General features: G+C 65.1%; 22 protein-coding genes. 16 read left to right on the top strand and 6 right to left on the bottom strand.

Annotated features, from left to right (window positions below):
- Position 1: 1 nt before the first annotated feature.
- Both C448_RS11605 and C448_RS11600 read right to left on the bottom strand, forming a co-directional pair.
- Entirely contained in the window at positions 2-1,282 is a 1,281-nt protein-coding gene (locus C448_RS11605; RefSeq protein WP_004054999.1) for an ABC transporter substrate-binding protein, read from the bottom strand.
- A 63-nt stretch (positions 1,283-1,345) separates the two neighbouring features.
- A complete protein-coding gene (locus C448_RS11600; RefSeq protein ID WP_004054998.1) occupies positions 1,346-2,359 on the bottom strand; it encodes a HEAT repeat domain-containing protein in 1,014 nt (337 codons plus the stop codon).
- A gap of 190 nt (positions 2,360-2,549) precedes the next feature.
- Between C448_RS11600 and C448_RS11595 the strand changes: the two genes are divergently transcribed.
- The 4 genes from C448_RS11595 (at position 2,550) to C448_RS11580 (ending at position 8,489) form a co-directional block, all read left to right on the top strand.
- Positions 2,550-4,430 (top strand): phospholipid carrier-dependent glycosyltransferase, encoded by a 1,881-nt coding sequence (locus C448_RS11595; protein ID WP_004054997.1) that lies wholly within the window; start codon positions 2,550-2,552, stop codon positions 4,428-4,430.
- 6 nt (positions 4,431-4,436) lie between these two features.
- A complete protein-coding gene (locus C448_RS11590) occupies positions 4,437-6,140 on the top strand; it encodes a glycosyltransferase family 39 protein (RefSeq protein ID WP_004054996.1) in 1,704 nt (567 codons plus the stop codon).
- Positions 6,141-6,399: 259 nt separating this feature from the next.
- Positions 6,400-7,578: a DNA primase small subunit PriS gene (gene priS / locus C448_RS11585; protein ID WP_004054995.1), complete on the top strand. Its 1,179-nt coding sequence runs from the start codon at positions 6,400-6,402 to the stop codon at positions 7,576-7,578.
- On the top strand, positions 7,575-8,489 hold the full coding sequence (locus C448_RS11580; RefSeq protein ID WP_004054994.1) for a hypothetical protein: 915 nt from the start codon (positions 7,575-7,577) through the stop codon (positions 8,487-8,489). The genes priS and C448_RS11580 overlap by 4 nt, the downstream gene beginning before the upstream one ends.
- Here the strand turns inward: C448_RS11580 and C448_RS11575 are convergent.
- The gene (locus C448_RS11575) at positions 8,486-9,853 is read right to left on the bottom strand and encodes a geranylgeranyl reductase family protein (protein ID WP_004054993.1); all 1,368 of its coding nucleotides are present in this window, start codon (positions 9,851-9,853) and stop codon (positions 8,486-8,488) included. The genes C448_RS11580 and C448_RS11575 overlap by 4 nt on opposite strands.
- 106 nt (positions 9,854-9,959) lie before the next feature.
- Between C448_RS11575 and C448_RS11570 the strand changes: the two genes are divergently transcribed.
- Positions 9,960-10,280: a 2Fe-2S iron-sulfur cluster-binding protein gene (locus tag C448_RS11570; RefSeq protein ID WP_004054992.1), complete on the top strand. Its 321-nt coding sequence runs from the start codon at positions 9,960-9,962 to the stop codon at positions 10,278-10,280.
- 3 nt (positions 10,281-10,283) lie between these two features.
- Here the strand turns inward: C448_RS11570 and C448_RS11565 are convergent, their stop codons facing one another.
- The 3 genes from C448_RS11565 to C448_RS11555 all read right to left on the bottom strand — a co-directional run bounded on the left by C448_RS11565 (position 10,284) and on the right by C448_RS11555 (position 12,076).
- Complete coding sequence (locus tag C448_RS11565; protein ID WP_004054991.1) at positions 10,284-10,583, bottom strand: hypothetical protein; 300 nt, start codon at positions 10,581-10,583, stop codon at positions 10,284-10,286.
- The gene (locus tag C448_RS11560) at positions 10,583-11,221 is read right to left on the bottom strand and encodes a DUF7344 domain-containing protein (protein WP_004054990.1); all 639 of its coding nucleotides are present in this window, start codon (positions 11,219-11,221) and stop codon (positions 10,583-10,585) included. The genes C448_RS11565 and C448_RS11560 overlap by 1 nt, the downstream gene beginning before the upstream one ends.
- A 72-nt stretch (positions 11,222-11,293) precedes the next feature.
- Positions 11,294-12,076 (bottom strand): helix-turn-helix transcriptional regulator, encoded by a 783-nt coding sequence (locus tag C448_RS11555; RefSeq protein ID WP_004054989.1) that lies wholly within the window; start codon positions 12,074-12,076, stop codon positions 11,294-11,296.
- Positions 12,077-12,175: 99 nt separating this feature from the next.
- On the opposite strand from C448_RS11555, the gene C448_RS11550 reads away from it, so the two are divergent.
- The 11 genes from C448_RS11550 (at position 12,176) to C448_RS11500 (ending at position 24,206) form a co-directional block, all read left to right on the top strand.
- Positions 12,176-13,081: a TasA family protein gene (locus tag C448_RS11550; RefSeq protein WP_080503200.1), complete on the top strand. Its 906-nt coding sequence runs from the start codon at positions 12,176-12,178 to the stop codon at positions 13,079-13,081.
- Positions 13,082-13,093: 12 nt separating this feature from the next.
- Positions 13,094-13,774 (top strand): TasA family protein, encoded by a 681-nt coding sequence (locus tag C448_RS11545; protein WP_004054987.1) that lies wholly within the window; start codon positions 13,094-13,096, stop codon positions 13,772-13,774.
- A gap of 18 nt (positions 13,775-13,792) precedes the next feature.
- A complete protein-coding gene (locus C448_RS11540; protein ID WP_049916280.1) occupies positions 13,793-14,458 on the top strand; it encodes a signal peptidase I in 666 nt (221 codons plus the stop codon).
- Positions 14,458-14,952, top strand: a complete 495-nt coding sequence (locus C448_RS11535) for a SipW-dependent-type signal peptide-containing protein (RefSeq protein WP_004054985.1) — start codon at positions 14,458-14,460, stop codon at positions 14,950-14,952. The genes C448_RS11540 and C448_RS11535 overlap by 1 nt, the downstream gene beginning before the upstream one ends.
- A 54-nt stretch (positions 14,953-15,006) precedes the next feature.
- Complete coding sequence (locus tag C448_RS11530; RefSeq protein WP_004054984.1) at positions 15,007-16,701, top strand: AMP-binding protein; 1,695 nt, start codon at positions 15,007-15,009, stop codon at positions 16,699-16,701.
- A 115-nt stretch (positions 16,702-16,816) separates the two neighbouring features.
- The gene (locus C448_RS11525) at positions 16,817-17,161 is read left to right on the top strand and encodes a glutaredoxin family protein (protein ID WP_004054983.1); all 345 of its coding nucleotides are present in this window, start codon (positions 16,817-16,819) and stop codon (positions 17,159-17,161) included.
- A 94-nt stretch (positions 17,162-17,255) separates the two neighbouring features.
- Positions 17,256-17,840, top strand: a complete 585-nt coding sequence (locus C448_RS11520) for a DUF7110 family protein (RefSeq protein ID WP_004054982.1) — start codon at positions 17,256-17,258, stop codon at positions 17,838-17,840.
- Between the two features lie 222 nt (positions 17,841-18,062).
- The gene (locus C448_RS11515; RefSeq protein WP_004054981.1) at positions 18,063-18,320 is read left to right on the top strand and encodes a DUF7127 family protein; all 258 of its coding nucleotides are present in this window, start codon (positions 18,063-18,065) and stop codon (positions 18,318-18,320) included.
- Positions 18,317-20,587: a CDC48 family AAA ATPase gene (locus tag C448_RS11510; protein ID WP_004054980.1), complete on the top strand. Its 2,271-nt coding sequence runs from the start codon at positions 18,317-18,319 to the stop codon at positions 20,585-20,587. The genes C448_RS11515 and C448_RS11510 overlap by 4 nt, the downstream gene beginning before the upstream one ends.
- A 358-nt stretch (positions 20,588-20,945) precedes the next feature.
- Positions 20,946-21,791, top strand: a complete 846-nt coding sequence (locus tag C448_RS11505) for a sulfite exporter TauE/SafE family protein (protein ID WP_004054979.1) — start codon at positions 20,946-20,948, stop codon at positions 21,789-21,791.
- On the top strand, positions 21,792-24,206 hold the full coding sequence (locus C448_RS11500) for a heavy metal translocating P-type ATPase (RefSeq protein ID WP_004054978.1): 2,415 nt from the start codon (positions 21,792-21,794) through the stop codon (positions 24,204-24,206).
- The last annotated feature ends 30 nt before the right edge of the window (positions 24,207-24,236 follow it).

Here is a 24,236-nt window from a genome sequence, read left to right as displayed (position 1 = left end):
TTCAGAGGTTTCCGTTGCAGATGTCCGCGACGCGCTGACGGTCGAACAGCCGTTCGCCCTCCGGTACGTCGTACGTGTTGTCGTCGTCGAACCCCGGGAACTCGCCGAACGTCCCCGGATACAGCTGTTTGGCGAGCACTTCGGTGTTGAACAGGCCCTGTATCGGCCCCGTGGTTTCCATCGTCCCGATGTAGAGCTCGTCGTTCTCGACGGCGGTCAGCTCCGACAGCACGGGATCGTTCCGGTACAGGTCGAGCGTGTACTCGGCGATCGTTTTGCCGTCCGTATCGTTCCCGTTGTACGCGTCCGAGGCCGGCAGTTGGTTCTTCATGAGCCCGTGATGGAGCACTATCCTGTCGGGATCGGCCTCCAGGATCACCTCGGCGTCGACGTAGATCGACGTTTTGCCGTCGTACTGGCCGGCCAACGCGTCGTTCACCTGGAGATCGCTGAAGTGTTTCCTGCCGTAGACCTTCTCCGTCTCCTGGGTCGGTTTGTAGATGTAGATCTCGCCGCTGTCCGGCGGTCCGGCCCAGAGAAGCCCCATCGTTTCGTCCGTCTCGGGGACCCGGGACCTGACGCGTTCGGTCATCGATCGACTCAGTTCGGCGATCGCTTTGCCGCGCTCGGGTTGGTCGAACACTTGCCCCCAGTATTTCGTCACCGCGGCGAGGTCGTAGTATCGGTATTTCCCGTCGGGCCACGTCGGCCAGGAGTCGTCCCGCTTTCGCTGGTTGTAGCTCCCACAGAACGGGGCGACGTTGTCGATGATCTCGTCGATGTCTTTCCCTTTGCCCGACGAATACTGGAGCAGCCAGTTCGGATCGACCCCAATCATGTCGGGATCGACTTCGTAGATGTACTCCTTGTTCATCGACTCGCCGTTGCCCAGGATCCCGTTCATCTCGGCGACGCTCGGCACGTCGACGTCGGGAAGCATTCGGTAGAACGAGAGGACGTACTCGCCCGGTCGCCAGGCGGTTTCGACGATACCGTCGGTCGTCCCGCAGACGACCGCCATATCCAGGGAGAACTCGTGGGTGATCCACTCCTCGGGGACCGAATCGAACTCGACCTCGCCGACCGGTTCGATCGCCGCCGTGTATCCGCTTCGTGTCCGCGTCGAGTCGTCCGATCCGTTCGATCCTGCCGTATCGCCGCTGCCGGACGGGCTACTCTCACCGGTGCAGCCGGCGAGCAGCCCGCCGCCGATGACCGCGCCGCCGTATTTCACGTAGTCGCGCCGCGTCGGTACCTCGCGTTCGGGAGCGTCGTCTGCCATACGGTTTAGGCTCGCCTAACACGACAAAAGCGTTCCGAACTTTAGGCATGCCAAAATCGATGGTCAGTGGGGCGCTCCACAGCGCGGACAGACCGGTGGACCGCTCTCCGGCAGTTCGAGGCCACAGTGTGGACACTCGCCATCGGCATCGAGCGACGTGATCTCCGCGACGATCTCCTCCGTGCCGTCCCGAACCGAATCGAGGGTTCCGAGAGCTCCGGGGGCCGTCGCAGGCCGCTCGCCGTCCAGTGCCCGCCGAGCGAAACGCACGCGATCGACCAGAAACGACGGTGGGTCGTCCACCGAGTCGATCCGGTCGAGATCGGGCATCGAGTCGATCGCCGTCGATGACTGTGCGAGCAGGGCGATGCCCTCCGCAGCCCGTCCCCGCACGTACGGATTTTCGTCGGTCAGTCGATTCTGTAGCACGTCCGTCATGTCTGACAGGCGCTCGGGCTGCTTGCAGCCGACGATCACCAGCGCCGTACAGAGGTGATAGCGCACGAGTTCGCTTTCGTCGTCGCAGTGCTCGGCGAGGGCAGAGCTGTGGTGGGCGAGCCGCTCGGGATTGCCCAGCGCGACGTGTTCGAGCGCCTTCGCAAGCTTCTCCTTCACTTCCGGTTCGTCGAACGACAGCCCGATTCTGAGATCGGCCAGCAGCTCGGGTGTCGCGACGGTGTCGGGATGGTCGAGCGCGACGTAGCCAAGCGCCTCGGCCGAGCGAGCGCGTACGTAGTAGAACTCCTCGTCGTCGGCCAGCCGACCGGCGAGCACCGACACCAGCGGAACGACGGAATCCGGGTCGATTTCGGCGGCCGCAGCGAACAGCTTGGCAGTCGTCAGTCGCACCGATCGCTCGTCGTCGGTGAGCAGGGCTTCGCACGCCGGCAGCGCTGGCCCTACGAGGTTCGGATCGTCGGCTACCGCGGCTTTCAACCGGCGAAGGCACGTTTTGCACGTCTCGCCGGAAACTGACGAAAGGCTCCCGACGAGTTTCGCGAGCTCTTCTCCGTCTTCCCGTTCGAGTGCGTCGTCGATCGCTCCCCGTAGCGACGACGCCGGTTCAGTGTCATCCATCGTGGCTCGGCTCCTGTTGCTCCAGGGGCCGATGTTCGAGAACGGCCATGAAAACAGTTGTCCACGGTTCCACGGGACAGCCGACGATCCCCACGGGTCGGAACCCGCTTTCGAACGAGCTGTGGGGACTGATCGCTTGCCGAAGCGGACTTCGACCCACTTATGCGCGCCGACTAGTTCCATTCGACGTATGCGCTCGTGGTCCGGCCGGTGGTGGCTCCTGCCGGTCGTATTGCTCGCGTTCCTCGCTCATGCCGAAACGCTCGGCTACTGGTTCGTCGCGAGCGACACGCTACCGCTGATCGAGACGAGTCGTGCGACCGATCCTGCCGCACTCGTCTCGCTGTTCGCTCAGCCGCTGATGGCCGGATCGGATTTCACCGCCACCGCGCTGTTCTACCGGCCGATCTCGACGCTCAGCTACGCCATCGATTACGCCGTCTGGGGGCTGAACCCTGTTGGCTACCATCTCACGAACGTCCTCCTGCACACGATCGCCGCCGCGCTCGTCGCCGTCTGTACGGCTCGAATCACGCGCCGTCGGGCGGTCGGCGCGCTCGCAGGGGCGCTGTTCGCGATCCATCCCGTCACGGCCGAGGTCATCCCCGTGACAGCACGGCGACAGGATACCCTCCTGACGATCTTCCTGCTGGCCGCGCTCACCCTCTTCGTCCGCTGGTATCGTGCGACCCCGCCGGACGAGCGACTCCCGTGGGAGTGGACGAGCCACCGCGGGCTCGTGGGCGCGCTGGTCGCCTACGCGCTCGCGATCGGCGCGAAGGAGACGGCCCTCGTCGTTCCCGTGCTGGCCGCGGTCTGGGTGCTACTCGACCGCGACAGCGACCGCCCAACGCAGATCGTCAGAACCCTCATCGGAACGATCGGCCCGTTCGTCGCCGTCACGGCGCTGTATCTCGCCGTCCGCATCGCCGTGCTCGGCGGTCTCGGCGGCTACGCGGTCCCGACGAGCGCCACGCTCGCCGATCGGCTCCTGTTCGGCGTGAAGTATCTCCTCTGGCTGTTCGTCCCGCAGAACGTCGCCGTCGAGCTGCCGGCGTTGCGTTCCGTCGGGGTGCCGTCGCTCGTCGTCGGCGTCGCTGTCGTGCTGGTCGTCGGTGCGATCACGGTGATGACGCTGCTCCGACGGGGCTATTTCCATCGTGGTCGCTTTCGCTCGCTGCGGGCGCTCACACCGGTCGTGAGCGTCGTCGGCTTCGCGGGCATCCCGCTCGTGCTCGCCGGCGAGTCGCTCGGTTCGGTAGCCCTGCCGGCCGTCGGCGCTTCCCTCGGGAGCTACCTCGTCGGCTTGCTGTTCATCGGTGCCTGTCTCGCCGGCCTCGCCACCGCGCTGTTCGCGGACGGTATCGTCATCGACGGTTCGAAACGCCGCCAGCTGGCGTTTTTCGTCTGTTGGGTTCTCGTGCCGATCGTCCTGCTCGGCACGCGGGGGTTCGTCGCGAGCAAGCCGTTCACCTTCGGCTTCGGGATGCGCAACGCCTATCTCGCGATCGCGCCCGCGATGGCCGCGCTCGCGTTGCTGATGGTTCCCGCCCTGCAGCGAGTGGTCTCCACCGCCCGCAGCGCGCTCGAAACAGACCGTACCGTCGCGCCGCCCATCGGCGACGTGGTTCGTGTCGCCGTCGTTCTCCTCCTGCTCGTTCCCGTGATCGGTGCGTCGCCGCTTCTCTACGCCGGCGACGACTGGCGCTCGGCGGGCGCGCTCAACGAACGCTCGCTGTCGGGCCTCGCCGACACGATCGACGACGCGCCCGGCGACGAGCCGATCTACGTCGCGAGCTTCCCGAACGCGTTCGACGGCGGCGAGCAGTCGGCTCCACACGCACAATCGGTGACGCCGCTGCGGCCGTACTCGGTCGAGGCGTGGCTCTCGCTCACCGACACGGCCGACACGCAGGTCCGGTTCGTCCGGCCGGCGACCGTCTCAGACCTCCCGGAACTCGCCTTCTACGCCGAGGCACGCGAGCGGGCGACCCTGGTCTGGGTCCGGAACGCCTCGGATCGCGAGGCGACCACAAAGAGGAGTACCCCCGGTCGCGTCATCGACGAGTAACCACCGATGAAGCGATCACACGGCGTCGCGCTCGCGGCGCTGCTCGCGTTCTCGCTGGCCGTGCTGGCACACGCCGAGTCGCTCGGCTACTGGTTCACCTCCTACGACTCGATCGCGCTCGTCGAGACGAGTCGCATCGCCTCGCTCGCCGATCTCCGAACGATCTTCACGAAACCGCTGCTGTACGGCACCTCCTACCTCGACGCCGGGCGGTTCTATCGGCCGGTCGTCAACCTCGTCTACGCCGCCGAGTACGCGCTCTGGGGCGTCGATCCGTTCGGCTACCACCTCACGAATCTGCTGCTGCACGGGTTCGTCAGCGTGCTCGTCGTACTCACGATCCGCTCGCTGACCGACTCGCTCCGCACCGGCGCGCTCACGGGTGCGCTGTTCGCGGTCCATCCGCTCGGCACCGACGTCGTGCCGGCGATCTCGCGGCGTCAGGACATGTTGCTCGCGCTGTTCGGGTTGCTCGCGCTCTGGCTGTTCGTCGAGAGCGTCCGCCGCGACAGCCGACGGCTGCGCGTGGGGGCGGCCGTGGCCTACGGACTCGCGCTGTTCTCCAAGGAAACCGCTGCCGTCGTCGGCCCGCTCGCTTTTCTCTGGCTGGTGCTCGAAGGGCCCTCGCTGCGCCGACGCTCGACGTATCGCCGCGCCATCGTTGCGGTGGCCCCGCTGGCGGCCGTCGCCGTTGGCTATCTCGCCGTCCGATTCGCGGTGCTCGGCGGTATCGGCGGCTACACCCACGACCCGCCGCTCTCCCGGACCCTCCTCTTCCCGGTGCAGTACGTGCTCTCGCTGGTCTATCAGGCCGACGTTCTCGCCGCGATCGGCGGCGTTTCGACGCCGCTCGTGATCGCCGTCGTGGCTGCCGTCCCGCTGGCGCTGCTCGTCTCGTTCGCCCGCGATCGCGCGCTCGGTCGGATCACTCCGCGCCGCGCTCTCCCGCTCGTCGTCGCCATCGTTGGCTTCGCCGTCCTGCTCGTCGTTGCTCGGTTTCCGGGAGCGTCACCGCTCGCGTCGATCGATGCCGTCGATCATGCCGGCTGGTACACCGCCGGGATCGTCTTCGCCATTGCCGCCGCGAGCGCGCTATTGGCTGCCGTCGCCTCGGCCCGCTCGTTCACCGCTGGCCGCTCGATGGGTTTTTTCGTCGTCTGGCTGCTCTCGCCGCTGCCCCTGTTCTTCCTCGCCAAACAGTTCGCCTTCCGCGACGCGTATTTCTTCGCCATTCCGCTGCTCGCGCTGGCCGCTGTCTGTCTCGACGCTGCGCTCCCCAGCGTGGACGATTGGCGGGCGCGCTCGGACCGGGACACCGACGCGCTTGTCGTCGTCGCCGTGCTCGTCCTCCTGCTCCCGTCGCTCGCGGCGTCACCGCTGCTGTACGCCGATTCGGGCTGGGGCGAAACCAGCGACGTCACGCGGACGGCGCTCACCGAGATCGATCGTTCGGTGAGCGAGGTCAATGCCGGGACGCCCGTTGCCATCGCCGGGGTTCCCACGAAAATCGACTACCATCCGCAGCGACTCGGACAGGCGCACAAGGTGACGATGCTCCAGCCACACTCGGTTCGGTCGTGGCTGCGGCTGCAGGGCCACGACAATCGCGTCACCTTCGGCCGCCTGCAGTCGTTCCACAGCGTTCCAGGGAACGTCTCGACGAAGACCCGCGAGAACGAGCGACTGCTCATCTGGCTTCGGTATAACTGACGCCGGACCAGCGGCCGACTCGGCGGTGTGGAAGCGTTTTTGCCTGCCGACCCGCTTGACTCCGGTGGTGGCGATGACGAACCGTTACCCCCGCCGAGCCCCGTGTGACGAGGCCCTTTACCGAGCCACCCACTGCTCTTCGTCCAAGACGGATTCGACATAGTATCACCTGCTCGCCTGATCCGATGGCGGACGGGAAGATCGGTCAACGTCGGCGAGACGGCAACGTTTTGGGTAGTGTTCTCGAAGGAGTCGCTCGATGGAAGAGCGCACGCGCGCGTATCTCCGGGGGCGCTTTCGCGACCACTACCGCCGAACGGAGCCGACGCTGCCGCCGGACGCCGACGCGCGCGAGTGGGGCCACATCCCGTGGACCGCCGGTCCCGGAACCACGATGGTCAGACACAATTCGACGCTCGATCTCGGCTCCCTCCCAGATTTCCTCGCGCGCGAGCGCCCCCGTCACGTCTACTTCTCGGCGGGGCGATACGACGACCCCGGCGCGAGCTCGATGGCCGAGAAGGACTGGCGTGGCTCCGATCTGGTCTTCGATCTCGACGCCGACCACCTTCCGAGCGTGGAGCTCGGCGTGGACTCGTACAAGCAGATGCTCGCAAAGTGCAAGACTGCACTGCTGCGCCTGCTCGACTTCCTGGAAAACGACTTCGGCTTCCACGATCTCACGATCGTCTTCTCGGGCGGACGTGGCTACCACGTCCACGTCCGCGACGCAGGCGTTCAGCCGCTCGAAAGCGACGCGCGCCGGGAGATCGTCGACTACGTCCGCGGGATCGGACTCGACATCGATGCGCTCATCTCCCACGAAGCGGTCGGCGGCACGGCCGGGCGAAGCAGTCCGGCCCAGAAGCGCACGCTCGATACGACCGGTGGCTGGAGCCGGCGCGCACACCGCCACCTCCTCGATTTCGTCGACGAGCTGCTCGCCATGAACGAGGACGACGCGCTCGCTCGCCTTCGGGAGTTCGACGGCATCGGCGAGGGCAAGGCCGCGGCTGCACTGCGCGCTGCGCGGACGAACGGCGACGAGATCGAGGCGGGGAACATCGACGTCCATCCGGCCTTCTACGCGCTCGCCCAGCGACTGTTCCCCGAGGTGGTCGCGGCGGACAACGCGCCGATCGACGAACCCGTCACCACCGATACGAACCGACTGATCCGCCTGCCGGGCAGCCTCCACGGCGGCAGCGGGCTCTCCGTCGAACGGCTCGCACGCGACGAGATCGAAGGGTTCGATCCGCTCGTCGACGCGATCCCGGAAACGTTCCGCGGGCAGGAGATCACCGTCGAACTCGATGAGGAAACAACCGCAGAACTCGCTGGCGATAGCTTTACGGTGCCGGCGGGGACATCTCACGTTCCGGAGTACGTCGGCGTGTTCCTCATGACGCGCGGCAGCGCCGAGAAGGGCGAAGAATGAACCTCGGAGATCTCCAGTCGACCCGGAGCAAGGAGCGCCAGAAGGACAGCCTCCAGCATCTGCGCGAGGATTTTTACAGCGACGTGGGCGCGTTCGTCGCCGAGCTCAGAACCGAACGCGAGCGCGCGGCCGAGGCCGCCGACGACCCATTCGACGCGCCCGAGGTCCGCCGACTGACCGACGACATCGAGACGGCCGAGGACACCGTCGAAGCGATCTACGAGCGCCGCGTCGGCAAACTCGTCAAACTCGCCAGCCTCGCCGCCGCCGGCATGCCCGCGGAGAAAGACGGCCTCACCGAAGAGGAGGGCGACCTGTTCGGAACGCTCGTCGACGCGATCGAGTCGAACCGCGAACACGTCCTCGACGGCGTTCTCGCCAACGATTCCGCCGGCGTGACGAGCGGTGACGAGCGTTCGATGGCGGCCGAATCGGCTGCCACGGCATCCGACACCGCACCCGACGAGAACGCACACGACGGTGTCGATGCGCCCTCGCCGGCGGCGACGGAACCGCCCACCGCACCCGAATCCGTCGAACCGGAGGGTACAGAGGGAACGAGTGGACGAGAATCCCCACCGGAGGCAGAGGGCGGCGTCAGCGCGGCCGACGTGATGGGTGGCGAGACGCCGGACACCACGGGCGAGTCGGCGGACGAACTCACACCTGAAACCCCACAGGCTCCGTCAGAGACGGCCGACACGATTGCGGAATCGGATGGGGATACTGCGACTGACGCCGATGCAGGACGAGAAACGGAGCGAACGACCGTTCGCATCACGCGCGATGTCGGCGAAATCCTCGGGGCGGACGAGCGAACGTACGATCTCGCGAGCGAGGACGTGGTGACGCTCCCCGACGTGAACGTGACGCCGCTTCTGGAGCGCGACGCGGCCGAGCGACTCGATTAGTATTTCGCGCTCGCACCGGTCGTCGCGTAGATGACGTCCATCAGCCCGTCACGCTGGGCTTGCCAGGATTCGAATTCGTCCGGACTGTCGGGATACTCCTCGTAGTGGTCGAGCAGGCGGTCGGCCTCCTGTTTCGTCTCGTAGAGATCGAACACCGTCTTCCAGTGGCCGAAGCTCTTGATCGCGGTCCTGATCTTGAGCGGGAGATCGATCGTTGCGCTGCCCGAGTAGAGCGCGTCGGAGAGCTTCGCCGCGGGGAGGGCAGCCAGCAGACCGGTGAGGTTGTTGAGGCCGGTCGCCATGACGAAGATGTTGTAGACGTCGAGCGCCGCGTAGCGCCCGCCGAAGTGGTCCATCACCCGCTCGTTGTACTCCCAGAGCGCGTCCTCGCTCACGTCGCCGTCCTCGATGGCGTCGATGGCCGCCTCGCCGGCGTACTTACCGGCGTAGGCCGCTCCCGCGATGCCGCCGCCCGTGGTCGGGTTGACGTGGGCAGCGGCATCGCCGATGGCCATGAAGCCGGGGGCAACGCCCGAGTCGTACGGGCGACGCGTCGGGAGCGCGGCACCGAGTTTGTCCTTGACGGTGGCGTTTTTGAACTCCGGGCGCTCGCGGAGATCGCGGCGCAACGCCTCGACGAGCTCCATCGGTTCCTCGCTCATCTGGAAGCCAAGTCCGACGTTGATCTCGGTCGGCGTGCGGGGGAAATACCAGAGATAGCCGGCCGCGCGCTGGGTGGGTTTGAGCACGAGCGCGTCCTGCCACTCGACGGGCTCGTCGACTTCGAGAACCTCGCGATAGGCCGAGGAGAACTGCGAGTAGTTCACGTTGGTGTCGAAGGTCGCGTCCGCGAGATCGGCCTTGTCCTGGAGAACGGAGAGCGCGCCGGCGGCGTCGATGACGAGCTCGCTTTCGTACTCGACGGGCTCGCCCTGTCGCTTGCCCGTCAGGCCCGTCACGCGCTCGCCGTTCTGCTGAACGTCGTTGACGACGGTGTCGTAGTGGATCTCCGTTCCGGCCTGCTCGGCCCCCTCGATGACGAGCTTGCCGTATTCGAGTCGGTCGATGACGGCGAGCTCGCCCGGGACGGGGATGTCGAGGACGGCGTCCTCCTGGGGGATCTCGAAGCGCCCGTGATCGACTGCGGTGTTGGTGAACGAGGGGGCGATGTGCGATTTCGGGATCGCCTCGGGGAAGGCGTCGGCCCCCTTGAGCGCGTCGCCACAGGCGATGTGGCCGGCCTCGTCGGCCGTTTTGCGCTCGACGATGACGACATCGTAGCCCGCTCGCGCGAGGGTTGCTGCGGCGTAGCAGCCGGCGGTCCCCGCGCCGACGATGGTGACGTCGGGTTCGTGCGTTCGCATTGGGCGATGGTCGAGGGGCGGGTGGAAAACTCTTCCCACCCGTCGCGGCCATCCCGTCGGCCAGCATGGGTAAAGGGTTTTGTCGGGGCCGGCTGGAATGGAGGGTATGACCGAGCACACCGTCGAGTTCGTTTCGACCGGCGAGACGATCACCGTCGCCGAGACCGAAACCATCCTCTCGCGCTGTCTCGAAGAGGGGATCGCCCAGGAGTACTCCTGTCGGGTCGGGATGTGTCTGGCCTGTTCGGCCGAGATCGTCGAGGGCGAGGTGACACAGCCGGCCGCCCGCGGGTTCTCCGAGCGCGAAGCCGAGGAGTACGCCCTCACCTGCATGGCGCGGCCACTCTCCGATCTGAAGCTCGACCGTGGGAAGTACCCCCCGAGCATCGAGCCGGAGACCGGCCAGCCCGCACCGGCCGACGACTGATTCTCAGGTGGGCGCTCCGGTTGCCGGGACATACTGCATCGTAAGAGGAACGCTATTGACGATCCAGCCGAACAGGCCGGCGAGAAACGCCGCGAGGAAGAGATACACGAGCACGACGAGCGCGTTCCGGCGCGGCGCTCGCTCCCGGATGCCAGGGACTCGCGAAATCGCGCGAACGACCGTCACTAACGGATCGCGGTCGGAATCGCTGTTGTCGACGGATTCGCGTGGGCGATCGGGAGCCGTGCCGTCGGTATCTCTTCGGCGGCAGGCGGTCATCGTCGCCACTCGAACGAGGTGCATCAGCGATCCGGCGCGTCCGGTGGCGTATCGGCCGCACCGAGCTGCATCCGTCGGTCGTAGTAGGTGTGGACGAGCGCCGAGAAGAAGACGACGCCGGCGACGAGTGCGGCCCACGTCAGATCGGGTACCAGCTCGAAACCGGTGAGCCAGACGCCCCCGACGCCCACGAGCGCCATCGCCGATAGGCCGAGATAGTACCGACTCCAGGGGATGTCGTCCTCGCCGACGACGTCGAGATAGACGTCGAGACCGTCGGCCGCGTCGGTGAGCGAGACGATACCCCGTGCGTCGTCGAACTCGATGACGCCTGCCGCATCCATCTTCGGCAGATGGAACTGCTGGAGAGCGGTGTAGACGCGCTTTCGCTCGGCCGCGCTGAGATCGACCCGCGGGACGCTGTTCTCCCACGCGGCGACCTGTTCGGCGAGATCACCGATGTTCGCCGTTCGCTCGTGCTGTTTGAGCGAGTGCAGCGCGTACCGTCGGCGGTGGTTGCTCAGTACGTCGAACAGGTCGTCATGCGAAACGCCCGAGCCTCCGCGAGTCCGAGCGTCGACATCGGTCGCTGCCGATTCAACTCCCGGCTTCTCCGGACCCGTCTCGCTCGCAAGTGCCGGATCGCTCGTACTCGTCCCCATGTCATACCTCTTGGATGGGCGCTCTATCAGGCTACCCTGTGCACAGCGTGCGGGGGATGCACACGCCCCGGATCACTGAACCACCTGCAGCGGCTTGGATTCGTCTTTGTACTCCGCATAGACGCCCGCTGCCCAGTCCGCGACCGCCTCGCTTTCGGTCTCCAGTATCGCGCGTGGCTCCCCGTCCTCGCTGACGCCGACCTGAACGGTGTCATCGAGTACGCCCAGATAGTACGGGATATCGCCGTCGTACACGTGAATGTCGAATCGCCCGGTGGCCACCATCTCCTTGTACAGCTCGACGTAGCTCGGATTTGTCCGAAACGTCTCTTCGATCGTCGGCTCGACGACGAGTTCCGACGTTGCGTTCTCCTCGACGATCTTTTGATGAACTGCCTCGAAGGCGTGTAGACCCGTCACCGGGAGGATGACGCGGTCGTTCGCGGTTTCGCGGATCAGTTCGACGTGGCGGTTCACCATCGCATAGGGATCGCCGGGCTCCGGGAGGATGATTTCGGCGTCCGTGAGGAGTTCGAGATCGAGATCGAGCGAGCCATCGGGAACCCACCGCATGAACGCGTCGAGTTTCGATCCGAGTGCCACCGTTTCCGTGAGGGTGCGGAACTTCTCCGCGACCAGCTCGCCCTGGCGAGTGATCTCACAGTGAGCGTTCGTTCGCCGTATCCAGCCCTGCTCTTCGAGTACGTCGAGGTTCCGTCCGATCGTCGTCCGCGAGGCATCGACCTGATCTCCGAGTACGTGTTTTTCGAGCGACCCGTTTTCGCACAGCAGATCGAGGATTCGCACGCGATGCTCTGACCGCGCGAGAAGCTCGATGGTCTCGATTGCGCTCATATGCTAATCCGGGACACGATTTTACTTAGATGTACACTCTAGCTGACTAGATTCCATCGACCGCATTCGCCAGCGCTCCGTGCGCGGTGTCGATCCAGTATGGCTGTCGGTATGCCGATTCAGGCCGTCTTTACCGTCGCTTCAAACGGTGCCTGCGATTCGTTCAGGCGGCGTGATACAATGGAGGTGGGAGTCATGGCCTCAGGTAGCGCGCCACGCTGCATCGATGTCGATGTTCGCGGGGCGTGCGGCGACGGCGGACGATGGTCCCCGCTGATGGGGAACGGAACACGGAGACCCAAGACAATGGCAGACGACAACGACAAATCACCGCTGACCCGGCGACGGGTGCTCGGCGGCATGGCAACGATCGGTGCGGCTGGNAGACCCAAGACAATGGCAGACGACAACGACAAATCACCGCTGACCCGGCGACGGGTGCTCGGCGGCATGGCAACGATCGGTGCGGCTGGTGCAGTGGGCGCGGGCACGTGGGCACAGTTCAACGACACTGAGGAAGCCAGCGGCAACTCAGTGATCGCAGGCACGCTTGACCTCACAGTCAACGGCGGTAATATTCCACAAGGGGCTTCGCTCGATGTCAGCGATGCCGCTCCCGGCGATTCCGGTTCTCAATCGCTCAAGTTGAAAAACGCAGGGAGCATCGCTGGCGTTCTCGAAGTGGATTTCAACAACCTCTCCCAGAAGGGAGGCGACAATCCCGAACCGGAGCAGGAGGCAGATGGGGATAACAGCGGTGACCTCGCCGACAACATAGAAATCACGGTCGGCGGCGACTATGCCACTGCCACTTTCACGCTCCAAGAGGCCGTAGATCATACTCCCTACGAACTGGATTCGAAGATGAAAGGTACTGAATCGGGTACGGCCAAAGTCGAGTGGAGTATTCCCGGTGATGTCGGGAACGAAATTCAGGACGATGAGGTGACTTTCGATGTCGTGTTCACTCTGAGCCAGAACGGACAGCAGACCAATTCACCGTAACGAGAATCAGCGATGAGCGACGACCACGACGGCACCCGGCTGACGCGGCGTCGCCTCCTCGGTGGAGTGACCACCATCGGTGTCGCTGGCGCGCTCGGTGGAGTGAGCACGATGGCTCGCTTTCGTGACGAAGAGTCGAGTACCGTCTCGGTGCAGTCAGGAACCTTCGACCTGCAACTCTCCGATAGCGACGAAGGATTCGGCGAGGATGGCGACAGCGTTTCCGGCGAACTAACGCTGTCGAACGCGAAGCCCGGCGAGACGTTTTCGGGCAGTATTCAACTCCAGAACGCAGGGTCGGTCGAAGCCGACCACATAGAACTGGACTTCTCCTATGACGAGACCGAGTCGGACGGACCGAGCGGAAGCGACGAGGGTGACACGAAACCGGGTTCGGCAACAGGGATGGCAAAGCAGTTCGAGGTGACGACGTTGTTCTACGATGAGGACCTGCTGTATGACCTCAGCGACGCAAACGGAAACGGAAGAACCGACGTCGATGACCTCAGTAGCCCTAAAAATGCGGACGCGCTGGATAACTTAGCACCAGCATGCTCCGCAAATGGCGGGACGAAGAGTCTCTCTGTGGGGTTCCGGTTTGCCGACGATCCAGCGAACAACGACTACCAAGGAGACGAGCTCACGGTGACGATCACGTTCGCGCTCCACCAGACCAGTAGTCAGGACATCTGACTACTCGCTTTTCATACGATGAACCAACATACACCGAACCGACGCAGAACGCTCGAAGTGGTTGGGATAGTGGTGTTGATCGCTGTTCTCGTCCCGTTCGCCGTCTTCATCGTTCCACAGGTTGTCGGCGCGGAACACAGCTACGCCGTCCTTTCCTCCAGCATGAGTCCGACGATCAGCGCCGGCGATGCGGTCATCGTGAACGGGATTTCGGCCGCTGCGGTCAGCGAGGGCGACATCATCACCTTCCGGCAGGGAAAGACGGCCGAGATACGGCAGGGACAGGCCGGGGCAAACCTCGTCACCCATCGCGTCGTGAACGTCGTCCAGAACGAGGACGGTCTACAGTTCGAGACGAAGGGTGACGCGAACGAGGAGGCCGATCGGAAGCTCGTTCCGGCTGATGATCTCGTCGGCCGCGTGGCGTTCACGATACCGTACATCGGGCACGTCATCGCGTTCGCGGGCACGCAAATGGGATTTCTCGCGCTGGTCGCGCTCCCGCTCGGGCTGCTCGTTCTCGGCGAACTCTACGATCTCGCACGCGCGGCGCGGACCAGTCGCGACGCGAACGATGGACCGACCGAACCCGATGCGGACGCCGAACCCGACGGTGGATCGATCCCTGACGAGACGGCCACGGGCGACGAACCAACTGGCAAGAACGATGCGGAGGACGACTGATGCAAACGACACGACTCACAGCGATCGTCGCGGTGGTGTTCCTCGCCGTCGCGGGCTTTACCGGTGGGGCCACGTACGCCGAATTCAGCGACACGGAGACAGCCGAAGTCTCGGTCGGGGCTGGAACGTGGAACACGACCGCAGAGGCGGGTACTACCACAACCCAGAATCAGTCGGCCGGAAGTCTCGGTGTACAATCCGTTGAAACCACGTCAACCGAAATCGATGTGAACGACTCGACCGCGACACCGACGGTGACACCCACCGGCACGACTGTCGAGTCGACCACCGAGGCGGAACTGACGACTGACTCGACCACTCCGACAGCGACCGAGACAATCGAGGAGACGACCGGAACCGAGGAACCGACCACGACGGCGGAGGCAGCAACCGACACGCCGACTCAAATGGTTGCCCAGAGCGACACATCGACGGCCACGGAGAATGATTCCACACCGTCTTCGACGACAACGATGAACGGGACGGCGACTTGAACCACCGGGCATAGCCGCAGACGGGTTTAGACATACGGGGAGACGTCACGAACCATGTCCGACGCCGCGCCGTGGTTCGACGAGTACGAACAGTTCGGTATCCCAGAGACCCTCGCACCGTATCCCGACGAACCAGCACACTCGTTTCTGTACGAGAGCGCCGACGCCCATCCCGAGCAGGGGCTGGTCCAGCTCGGCGAGAAAGTCACCTATCCCGAACTCACCGAGATGGTCGACGGGTTGGCGAGCGCACTCGCGGATCACGGCGTCGGGAAGGGTGATCGCGTGGCGACCATCCTGCCGACCTCGATCCAGTTCGTGCTCGCCGACTACGCGATCTCGCGGGCCGGCGGCGTCCACATCCCGAACGACGTTCTCGACGCCGACGACGACCTGCGTTATCGTCTCGAACAGGGCGATCCGGAAGTGCTCATCGGGCTGGACGACCACCGCGAGCTGCTGTGTTCGCTCCGTGACGACCTCGCCATCGAGCATCTGATTCTTACCGATATCGCCGACTACTCCGACGATCCGCCGAGCGATCACGACGATGTCCCGGACGCCGAGTGGCTTCCCGACGTGATCGAAGATGCCGACGATGCGCCGCCCGCCATCGACTTCGATCCCGAGGAGGACGTCCACACGTTGCTGTTCACCGGCGGTACCACCGGCCGACCGAAGGGCTGTCTGCTCACCCATCGCAACGTCACCGCGAACGCCCTCCAGGCGACGGCGAACATGAGTCGGATGGCACAGCTGATGCGCGGCGGCGAGACGGCGCTGATGGCGCTGCCGCTCTATCACGCCTACGGGTATTCAGTACTGCACTCGCTGATCGAACTCGGGCTCGACGTGCTCACGGTCCCCGATGCGCGCGATACGGGGACGATGCGCGATCTCATCGAGACGCACGACCCGGTGATCATGATGGGGGTGCCCACCCAGTTCATGGAGATCGTCGACGAGGAGCTGGGCCAGGATATCATCGGCATCTCTGGATCGGCACCGCTCGCGAGCGAGACGAAGGACGCCTTCGCCGAGCAGAGCACGGGCGTTTCACAGGGCTACGGTCTCTCCGAAATGTCGCCGATCACACATTTTAACACGCGTGGCTTGCTCGACATGATGACCGGCGGTAGCTCCGACGATGGCGGGTTCGACCAGCCGACGATCGGCGTGCCGGTGCCCGACACCGAGGTCAAGCTCGTCGACGTTGACTCCGGCGAACCGATCCCGCTCGACGAGGCCATCGATGACGAGCGCGAGGGCGAGCTGTATCTCAACGGTCCACAGCGCATGCAAGGCTATCTCGATGCCGACAAACAGCCCTTCGACGACGAGGGGTTCGTGAGCACCGGCGACGTGGCCAAGATCGACGAGAGCGGCCGGTTCTACGTCGTCGATCGCGTGAAGGACATGATCAACGTCTCCGGACTGAAGGTCTACTCCGAGGAGGTCGACGAGGAGCTGTTCGGCCATCCGGGCGTCAAGCGTCCGGCGACGGTCGGGGTTCCCGATCCGGAGCGTCCGGGTAGTGAGCGCGTGAAGGTCTATATCGAGCCCGATCCCGACTACGACGGTGATCTCACCGAAGACGAGATCGTCGACTTTCTAGAGGGTCGTGTCGCAAAGCATGCCGTGCCCGCCGCGGTCGAAATCGTCGAGCAGGTTCCGCTGACGGATATCGGCAAGACCGACAAGAAGGCGTTGCGTGAGCGCACCGAGCCGGCGACCGAGGCCGCCGAGTAGCCCGACCGATTCCCTGACCCGACTGCCAGAGATGTCAATAGATGGGGATGATCGGGGAGGGATGGGGGAACATCGGTGGCACAATGCATTTGACTGAATGGTCCCTAAACAGCGCATGTCGTTCCAACCCGACAGCGGACTGGAGCAGGAGACCGTCACCGAGCGCGTCGATGCGGCGATCGACGAGAACGAGGTAGTCTTGTTCATGAAGGGCAACGAGCTGATGCCCCAATGTGGCTACTCCGATCGCGCGCTCGGACTGATCTCGCAGTATCGCGACGAGTTCGAGACGGTGGACGTGCTCGAATCGATCGACGAGTATCGGACGGCGCTCGAAGCCCACAGCGGCTGGACGACGACGCCCCAGACCTACGTCGACGGCGAGTTCATCGGTGGCAGCGACGTGCTGGCCGAACTCGACGAGCAGGGCGATCTCGAACCGGCGCTGGCCGGCGAGTGATGGCGATGGACGAAAGACAGGGAATATACGTCCGGACCACCGATATACCGACGAACGGGCAGCGTCGGCAGCACGCCCGACTGCCGGTGATACCATGAAGGACTGTGTATTCAAACTCCACTCGACGCTCGAACTGCCCCTCGAAGACCTGCACGAGTTTCTGGACGATCCACCCCTCCCCGACGAACTCGAGTCGATCGATCTCACCCGTCGGAACAACACGCTCATCGTCAGCGCCGTCGCCGAGGACGACTCACTCAGTAAATACACGCCGACGGCCCAGCTGAAAGCCAGCGTGTCCGAAAACCGGGTCTACGAGGAACCACCAGAGGAACAGAAACCGCCCGCCGGCGGCCCGCGCTGGGGCGGCGGTCCCGGCGAGGAAGACGAGATGCCGCCCTCCGAACTCGTCGAATACGCCTGTTTCAAGGGCGATCGGGAGACCGTCCTCCAGAACACCGCCGTCCAGTACGCCATGTTCGAGGTGCTTCGGGACATCGCCCGGATCGCCGAGAAGGGCACCCTGACGGCGATCACCGCCTGCGAAGGCGATCTCACCGCCACCCGCATCGTCGACGGCGAGGAACGACCGGCCTCCCTCGAAGTCGTCGAGGACCCCACCGAGGGGCCGGCCGCGAGCAAGGGTGTCGACTGGCGCAACAACGAGTTCATCTCGTAGCGACCGGCTGCGAGACAGTATCGCGGCTCCGCAGTAGGAAAACGACCGAGGCCACTTCTCTACTGACCGATCCACTTCAGGATCCCACCTACCGATATCCTCTTTCGTTCCGAACCCCAAACGACCCTGAACCGCAACCCCATCGTTCAGTCTCCCTTCTCGGTACGGGGGTGCCGACTTCGAGAAACACTTATATAGTAGTAGCCCTAACTCAGCGTTAGGATGACACCAACTCTCCAGCAGTTCGACGACCGAGACGGCGATGCGTTGAGCCGGTACGAGTACGACGCGTCGGTCGTCTACGCGGCCGACATCGGCTCCGGCTCCGGCTCCGACTCCGACGAGGCGACGGTCGACGTCGTCGACGGCACCGTGATGGTCGTCAGCGGCGACGAACAGGCCGACTTCGAGATCCCGGAGACAGGAACGGCCGAAGCAACCATCAACAACGGCGTGCTTACCGTCGAGGTGACGCAATGAACCTCACGATCAAACCGCTCAAACAGAAGGACGCCGGGCGCGGACTGGCGGCGGTCGACCGCGCGGCGATGGACGAACTCGACCTCGAAAACGGCGACTACATCCTGATCGAGGGCGGCGAGGGTCGCGCCATCGCACGCGTCTGGCCCGGCTACCCCGACGACCAGGGACAGGGCGTGATCCGCATCGACGGCCAGCTCCGCAGCGAGGCTCAGGTCGGTATCGACGACCGCGTGAGCGTCGAGAAGGCCGAAGTCAAGCCCGCTCAGTCGGTCACGGTGGCACTGCCTCAGAACCTCCGCATCCGTGGGAACATCGGTCCCTACGTCCAAGACAAGCTCTCGGGACAGGCCCTCACGCAGGGTCAGACGATCCCGTTCTCGCTCGGCTTCGGGCCGTTCTCTGGTGGTTCGGGCCAGCGCATCCCCCTCAGGATCGCCGAAACGAACCCCGACGGCACGGTGATCGTCGCCGAGAACACCGACATCGAGATCAGCGAGAAACCAGCCGAGGAGATCGTCTCCGACGCTGGCGATGGCGGCGACAGCGCCACCACCCCATCGGTGACCTACGAGGACATCGGCGGACTGGACCGCGAGCTCGAACAGGTCCGCGAGATGATCGAGCTGCCGATGCGCCACCCCGAGCTGTTCCAGCAGTTGGGCATCGAACCGCCGAAGGGCGTGCTGCTCCACGGCCCGCCCGGCACCGGCAAGACGCTGATCGCCAAAGCGGTCGCCAACGAGATCGACGCCCACTTCGAGACGATCTCGGGCCCCGAGATCATGTCGAAATACTACGGTGAAAGCGAGGAACAGCTCCGCGAGATGTTCGACAACGCCGAGGAGAACGAGCCGGCGATCGTCTTCATCGACGAGATCGACTCGATCGCGCCCAAACGCGACGAGACCTCCGGCGACGTCGAGCGCCGCGTCGTGGCCCAGCTCCTCAGCCTGATGGACGGGCTCGAAGAGCGCGGCCAGGTGACGGTGATCGCCGCGACCAACCGTGTCGACGCGATCGACCCCGCGCTGCGCCGTGGCGGCCGCTTCGACCGCGAGATCGAGATCGGCGTGCCCGACAAGGAGGGCAGGAAAGAAATCCTGCAGGTTCACACGCGCGGGATGCCGCTGGCCGACGGTATCGATCTCGACACCTACGCCGAGAGTACCCACGGGTTCGTCGGCTCGGACATCGAAAGCCTCGCCAAGGAGTCGGCGATGAACGCACTGCGGCGGATCCGGCCCGAACTCGATCTGGACGAAGAGGAGATCGACGCCGAAGTGCTCGAATCGCTGCAGGTCACTCGCGACGACCTCAAGAGCGCACTCAAGGGCATCGAGCCGAGCGCGCTCCGCGAGGTCTTCGTCGAGGTGCCGGACGTCACCTGGGAGAGCGTCGGCGGTCTCGACGATACCAAAGAGCGCCTCCGCGAAACCGTCCAGTGGCCGCTCGACTACCCCGAGGTGTTCGAGGCGATGGACATGAACGCCGCCAAGGGCGTGATGATGTACGGCCCGCCGGGCACCGGCAAGACCCTGCTCGCCAAAGCCATCGCCAACGAGGCCCAGTCGAACTTCATCTCGATCAAGGGGCCCGAGCTGCTCAACAAATTCGTCGGTGAGTCGGAGAAGGGCGTCCGTGAAGTGTTCTCCAAGGCGCGCGAGAACGCTCCCACGGTGATCTTCTTCGACGAAATCGACGCGATCGCCGGCGAGCGCGGCCGCAACATGGGCGACTCCGGCGTCGGCGAACGCGTCGTCTCCCAGCTCCTCACGGAGCTCGACGGGCTCGAAGAACTGGAGGACGTCGTGGTGATCGCCACCTCGAACCGACCGGACCTGATCGACAGCGCACTGCTGCGCCCGGGTCGGCTCGACAGACACGTCCACGTTCCGGTGCCCGACGAGGACGCCCGCGAGGCGATCTTCGAGGTCCACACGCGCGACAAACCGCTCGCCGACGACGTTGATCTCGCCGACCTCGCCCGGCGGACGGAGGGCTACGTCGGCGCGGACATCGAAGCCGTCACCCGCGAGGCCGCGATGGCCGCGACCCGCGAGCTCATCCAGACTGTGGATCCCGAGGATCTCGACGGCAGCGTCGGCAACGTCCGCATCGAGGACGAGCACTTCGATCAGGCGCTCGACGACGTCACCCCGAGCGTCACCGCCGAAACCAAGGAGCGCTACGAGGAGATCGAGGACCGCTTCGACACCGGCGAACCCGCCACCGAGGAGCGCGAGGTCGGTCGCACCTTCCAGTAGTACCTTTTTACTGCGGGGGGTCGCGCTCGCTTCGCTCGCTTGACCCCCGCTTGCAAAAAGCTACGCTAAAAACTCCCGCTCGCAAACCGCGCGAGCGGTGAACCGCACTCGCTACGCTCGTGCGGACACTTTGTCCTCCGCAAACCGTACCGCACAGCACCGCCGAAGCCCTCGACGCGCTCCCTACGGTCGCGGTGTTCGCTTCGCTCACACCATGCGCCTCGCCCTTCATCCGCCAGGCACCGCCACCGCACCGCGGCCACTGCCGGGCGGCTGGAGTCGCCGAAACTCACGTTCGCGGTTGCGGTTCGAGCATCGAACCAGAACCCATTACGTCGACCGTGCCGTAGCGACTGCAATGGTTGCCAGCCCGCTCGCAGCCGTCGGGACGGGGATTTCCGGTCAGCTCTCGGGAACTGCGACGGGTGGTTACGGGCTGGCGGTGTTCTTCCTCATCGGACTGTTCGGCGGCGCACACTGTATCGGGATGTGCGGACCGCTGGTCGCGACCTACGCCGAGCGCATGGAGACCGACGACCGCTGGTCGGGCGCGCTCACGCTCTACGAAGTGCGCCAGCACGCACTGTTCAACCTCGGGCGCACGATCAGCTACGCGCTCATCGGCGGGATCTTCGGACTCGCCGGCGCGCTTCTCTACGGCACGGTAGAACTCGCGGGCGTTCTCGGCCCGATTCAGGGTGCGATCGGTATCGTGATGGGTGGTGCGATCGTCGTGATGGGTGCGACACGGCTCGTGGGCTATCAACAGGGCACGGTCGAGGGGATCGTCGCCGGCACGGGGATCGGTTCGCTGTTCGCTCGGAGCTACACGGCCATCTCGACGCGCATCGACCGCTGGGTCAACGGCGTCGGGATCATGGGTCTGGGCGCGCTCCACGGCCTCCTCCCGTGCATGCTGCTCTATCCCGCCTTCCTCTACGCGTTCGCACAGGGCTCGCCCCTTCACGGACTCCTCTCGCTCGGCGCGCTCGGTCTCGGGACGATTCCGAGCGTCTTTCTTTACGGGACGGTCATCCAGTCGGTGAGCGCGCGCCAGCGACAGGTCGTCCACTACGGGCTCGGCGTACTGTTTATCGGGCTCGGTTACGTACTGCTGGCGATGGGTTTCATGCGTTTCGGCATCACCCTCCCGCTGCCGGAGATCCCCTATTACCAGCCGCTCGGACCGGGTGGGAGCGCCTGAATGGCGGCGTGTACGCTCTGTGAACTCCCCGTCGAGGAGCCGATCACCGATCCGGACGTTGACGGCGACTTTTGCTGTCGTGGCTGTCTCGAAGTCGCCCGTCTCGTCGACGAAGACGAGGAGACCGAGCTCTCGATCACGGCCATCCGCGAGCGCGCCACCGACGAGGACCCCGAACTCTCGGTTCCCGATGGCGCGGAGACGGCCTATCTCTCAGTCGACGGGATGCACTGCCAGACCTGCGAGGGGTTCATCGAACTGCTCGCCGAGGAGGAGTCGGGCGTCCACGAGGCGCGCGCGAGCTACGCGACCGAGATGCTGCGGATCGTCTACGATCCCGACGAAACCGACCGCGACGCGCTCGCGGAGGCGGTGAGTCGCCTCGGCTATCGTGCGAGCGGGCCCGACGAGGAGGACGACTCGCTGCGTTCGCGCGTCGAATTCGGAAAATATCGAGCCATTCTCGCCGCAGTGGTGATGATGCCCGTGCTGGTCCCGTACATCCTGTTCATCTATCCCGTCTATCTCGGCATCTACCCCGAGAGCTTCCTCTACGGAGGAACCATCGAGACGATGGTGTTCGGCCCGCTCGCGGTCTGGAGCACGCTGATCCTGATCGGACTCGGCTATCCGATCTTCCGCGGGGCCTACGTGAGCCTGCGCGTCGGCCGACCGAACATGGACGTGCTCATCGCCATCGCCGTGCTTGCGGCCTACGGCTACTCGCTGGTGACCTTGCTCGCCGGCGGGCGCGACCCGTACTTCGACGTCGCGGTGATGGTGCTCGTCGTCGTCACGATCGGCAACCACATCGAATCACGCGTCAAGCGCGCCGCGCTCGGCAACCGGACCGAACTCACCGATTCGCGCGCGAGCGAGGCACGCCGAATGGTCGGCGACACCACCGAAACGATCGACATCGACGCCTGCGAGCCGGGCGATCACCTGCTCGTCAAGCCCGGCGAGCGCATCCCGGTCGACGGAACCATCGTCGAAGGAACTGCAGCCATCGACGAGGCGCTCGTCACCGGCGAGTCGGTCCCGCAGCGCAAATCCGACGGCGACGACGTGCTGGGCGGATCGGTGCTCACCGACAGCGCGATCGTCGTCGAAGTCGGGCCGGACGCCACGAGCACGATCGACCGGCTCGTCGAACTGCTCTGGAGCGTCAAGAGTTCGGATTCGGGCGTTCAGCGCCTCGTCAACCGTTTCGCGGTCGTGTTCGTCCCGCTCGTGGTCTCGATCGCCGCGCTCACGGCCGTCGGCTGGCTCGCACTCGGCAACGACGTGAGCACGGCCATGTTGGCCGGCGTTTCGGTACTTGTGATCTCCTGTCCGTGCTCGCTCGGCATCGCCACGCCGCTCGCGCTCGCGGCGGCCACCCGCGACGCCGCCGACGACCGCGTGCTCGTGCTCAACGAGACCGTGCTCGAACGCGTCGACGACTCGGATATCGTCGTCTTCGATAAAACTGGCACGCTCACCACGGGAGAGATGGAACTCGCCGACGTCGTTGGCGAAAATGAGGACGAGGTGCTCGCGATGGCCGCCGCCGTCGAGCGCCGGTCGAGCCATCCGATCGCCGCCGCCATCGACGCGGCCGCACCGCCGACCACCCGCTCGGTCTCCGCCTTCGAGCGTGACGATCGCACCGTCTCAGCACTCGTCGACGATACCCGTGTGGTCGTCGGCCATCCCGATTCGTTCGGCGACGAGTGGACGATGCCCGAGGAAATCGAGGAGGCCGTCACCGAAGCCTACGAGTCGGGAACCCATCCGACCGCGATCGCGTGGGATGGAGAGATACGTGGGCTCGTGACGGTCCGCGACACCCCCCGCGAGGGCTGGGCCGACGTCGTTTCGGACCTCGCGGCGGCCGACCGCGAGATCGTCGTGCTGACCGGTGACGACGAGCGGATGACCGGCACCTTCGCGAGCCATCCCGATGTCGACCAGGTGTTTTCGGGCGTGCGCCCCGAGTCGAAGGGTGCGATCGTCCGCGGCCTGCGCGAGCGCGGGACGACGACGATGGTCGGCGACGGGACGAACGACGCGCCGGCGCTCGCGAGCGCGGATCTCGGCATCGCCGTCGCGAGCGGCACCGAGATCGCCATCGAGGCGGCCGACGCCGTCGTGATGGACGACCGCCTCGAAGCCGTGCCCGAACTGTTCTCGCTGGCGATGGCGACGCGCGGGCGCATCAAACAGAACCTGCTCTGGGCGGGCGCGTACAACGCGGTGGCGATCCCGCTCGCGATCGCGGGCGTCATCACGCCGCTGCTTGCCGCCCTCATGATGGCCGTCAGCAGCCTCATCGTCGTCTACAACTCCAAACGTCGGCTTCTGGACGATGCCGAACGATCGATACCGTCCAGCGAGCGCCCGCAGGTACAGCCCCGACCGCAGTCGAACTGACTGCTGGCGTTCACACCGGCCATCGTCAGA

Origin of the sequence: Halococcus morrhuae DSM 1307 (genome assembly GCF_000336695.1) — an archaeon.
Lineage (GTDB): Archaea > Halobacteriota > Halobacteria > Halobacteriales > Halococcaceae > Halococcus > Halococcus morrhuae.
Note: the sequence above shows the minus strand (reverse complement) of the source record. Positions and strands in the feature narration are given on the sequence as shown.